Annotated in this window: 2 protein-coding genes and 1 pseudogene; all 3 read left to right on the top strand. The window is 63.8% G+C overall.

Translation table 11 applies throughout. The annotated features are described in order from the left end of the window. Nucleotides 1-472 (top strand): annotated as a pseudogene (locus ACLL97_RS10610) (ATP-dependent Clp protease ATP-binding subunit ClpX); the annotation flags it as partial. Nucleotides 473-507: 35 nt separating this feature from the next. After that, nucleotides 508-2,868, top strand: a complete 2,361-nt coding sequence (lon, locus tag ACLL97_RS10605; RefSeq protein ID WP_411280443.1) for an endopeptidase La — start codon at nt 508-510, stop codon at nt 2,866-2,868. Further along, a partial coding sequence (gene yihA, locus ACLL97_RS10600; protein WP_411280442.1) for a ribosome biogenesis GTP-binding protein YihA/YsxC occupies nt 2,865-3,466 on the top strand: 602 nt, incomplete at its 3' end. The genes lon and yihA, both read left to right, overlap by 4 nt.

Here is a 3,466-nt window from a genome sequence, read left to right as displayed (position 1 = left end):
CGACACCAAGAAGCACGACGGCAAGGTGGTCTCCATCAAGCAAACCACTGCCAAGACACCGTTCGCCGAAGTCGAGCCCGACGACCTGCTCCGTTTCGGGATCATCCCCGAACTCGTCGGACGCCTGCCAGTCTGTGTGCCGCTCGAAGCGCTCGACGAGGACTCGCTCGTTCAGATCCTGAAGGAGCCGAAGAATGCGCTGACGAAGCAGTATCAGCGTCTCTTCGAACTCGAAGATGTGAAGATTTCGTTCGAGGAGTCCGCCCTTCGCGCGGTGGCCAGTAAGGCGCTGCGTCGCGGCACGGGCGCTCGTGGCTTGCGCGCCATTCTCGAAGAAACCCTGCAGGACACGATGTTCGACCTTCCCACCCGGGATGACGTGGTCGAAGTTCGCGTCACGGAAGCCTCCGTCTTACTCGGTGGTCCACCGCTCCTCGAACTCGCGCCGAAGCGGCAGAAGAAGGAAGCCTGAGCACGAACCGCACTTCAAGGACCGGCAGCCAACGGCTGCCGGTCCTTCCACTTCGCGACGTGGTGTTGTTTCCCCAGGTCGCCATGCCTCTCCTGATCGGACGCGAAGGATCGCTCGCGGCCGTCGCTGCGGCCACTGCGGGCACGCAGGAGCTGCTGCTCGTCACGCAGCGTGATGCCGACGCCCATACGCCTGGCGCGTCCGATCTGCATCGAGTCGGTGTCCTCGCGCGACTGCAACAGGTCACGCGTCTCGCCGGTGGCACAACCAAGATCCTGATCGAAGCCGTCGCGCGCGTGAGCGTACAGCGCTACACCACGTCGCGCCGTAGCGCGCTACTCGAAGCCCGCGTCGCGCCATTGCCGCTGAAGCCCGGCACAGCCAAGTCGACGTCGCGCGACCACGCGCAGGCGACGCTTCGGCATGCCCTCACCATGTTCGAGGAGTACGCCACCCTTCAGCGGCGCCTGCCGCCGGAAGTGGTCGGCCTCCTGCAGGCGCTCGACGACGAACAGCGAATCGCATTCGGGATCGCGGCGCATTTGCAGGTGTCCATTGAGCAACGGCAGCGTCTGCTCGAAGCGCCAACGCTGGCCGAACTTGCGTCGCAGCTCGTTACCGTGCTGGGCCGTGAACTCGATCTGCTCAAGCTCGAGAAGAAGCTCGACGAACAGGTGCGCGGGTCACTCTTTCAGAATCAACGCGAGTTCTACCTGCAGGAACAGTTGCGCGCGATTCATAAGGAGCTCGGCCAGGAAGACGGCGACGAGTTCGAAGAGCTCGCAAAGCAAGTCGCCGAGCGCGGATTGCCACCAACGGTCGCCACGCGTGCGCATCGCGAGTTGCGGAAGCTCAAACGCACGTCGCCGATGTCGCCCGATGCCACCGTGACCCGTGGCTGGCTCGATTGGGCGCTCAATCTGCCGTGGACGGTTCGCTCCGACGACACCATCGATCTCGATCACGCGCGCGCGGTGCTCGAAGCCGATCACTACGGTCTCGAAGAAGTCAAAGAGCGCATCCTTGATTACATCGCGGTCCTCGGCCGCGTTGGTCACCTGCCCGGCCCGATTCTCTGCCTCGTGGGTCCGCCGGGCGTGGGCAAGACCTCGCTCGGCAAGTCGATCGCGCACGCCCTCGGACGCAAGTTTGTGCGTATGGCGCTCGGCGGCGTGCGTGATGAAGCCGAGATCCGCGGTCACCGTCGAACGTATATCGGTGCCCTGCCCGGTCGCATTATCCAGGCGATGCGTCGGGCGGAAACGATCAATCCCGTTATTCTGCTCGACGAAGTCGACAAGCTCGGCAGTGACTGGCGAGGCGATCCGGCGGCGGCGTTGCTCGAGGTGCTCGACCCCGAACAGCACCACGCGTTCAACGACCACTTTCTTGAAGTTGACTACGATTTGTCGCAGGTGCTGTTCCTCACCACCGCCAACTCGCTGGCCTCGATTCCGGAAGCGCTGCGTGATCGCATGGAGATCATCCGGCTGCCAGGTTATCTCGAGCCGGAGAAGATCACCATTGCCCGGCGGTTCCTGCTGCCGCGCCAGTTGACGGCACACGGGATTCCGCCGGACCAAGTGACGCTCGACCCGAACGTGCTGTCGGCGCTGATCCGGGGATGGACGCGTGAGGCGGGTGTGCGCGATCTCGATCGTCGTCTTGCACGCTTGTCGCGTAAACTCGCGCGTCGCGCGCTGGCGCCCGACGCGCAGGTGGTGATTACGAAGGACGAACTCCCGTCGATGCTGGGTCCAGCCCCGCACGATGAGCAGGAAAGCGGCCTGCGCGATCAGGTGGGTGTCGCATCGGGGCTCGCCTACACGCACGTGGGCGGCGAACTGCTGGAGATCGAAGTGAGTGTCGTGCCTGGACGCGGACGATTGCAGCTCACCGGCACGCTTGGTGATGTCATCAAGGAATCGGCCGCCGCCGCGCTCAGCTACGTGCGCTCCCGCGCGCATTCCATGGGACTGCCGGCCGACTTCCATCGCACACGCGACATTCACGTGCACTTGCCTGCCGGTGCGACACCGAAGGACGGACCATCGGCCGGTATCGCATTGGCCACCGCGCTCACCAGCGCCCTCACCGGCATTCCAGTGCGTGGCGATGTCGCGATGACCGGGGAGATCACACTGCGTGGTCGGGTCCTGCCCATCGGCGGCGTGCGCGAGAAGGGAGTGGCGGCACATCGGCATCACATCTCACACGTGATCGTACCGCAGGGCAACGCCAAGGACTTGGCGGAACTGCCTGAAGATGTCCGGAACGAAGTGACGTGGCACCCCGTGCGCACGATGGATGAAGTGCTCGCGCTGGCGCTGCGTTCTCCCCTGCCCGAAGTGAGTGATGCGATGGTGATCGATTCTGAGATGGAGCGCCCCACGTGAGCGACTCGTCTCCAATTTTCACTGACATCGGCACGTCGGTCGTGGCGCCGCGCATCGACCCGTTAGTCATCAAGAGCCTCGAGTATCTCGGGCCGATGGCCAAGCAGGGCGGATGGCGTCCCGATCCTGATCTGCCGGAGATCGCCTTCGCGGGCCGCTCGAACGTCGGCAAGTCGTCGCTCCTCAACCGCCTGATGCGACGCAAGTCGTTCGCGCGTGTGAGCAACACGCCCGGCCGCACGCGCGAGATTCACTTCTTCAACGTGAACAAGCTTTTTTGCCTAGCCGACCTACCGGGGTACGGGTATGCAAAGATTTCGAAGGCGCGCAAGGCGGAGTGGCGTCCGCTGATCGAGGGGTATCTGACGGACAGTCCGGTATTGCGTGGCGTCGTGCAGCTGCTCGACGTACGCCACGATCCCACCGAAGACGACCTCACGATGCTCGACTTTCTCGCCGACCTCGGGGTGCCGACCATTTTCGCCGTTACCAAGGTCGACAAGTTGCGCAAGCTCGACGTGACGCCGCGCCTCGAAATCGTGTCGAAGTTTCTCGGATTGGACATCGATCAGATCGTGCCGTTCAGCGCCACCACCGG

This window comes from Gemmatimonas sp., from assembly GCF_046594945.1.
In the GTDB taxonomy this organism is placed as follows: domain Bacteria; phylum Gemmatimonadota; class Gemmatimonadetes; order Gemmatimonadales; family Gemmatimonadaceae; genus Gemmatimonas.
Note: the sequence above shows the minus strand (reverse complement) of the source record. Positions and strands in the feature narration are given on the sequence as shown.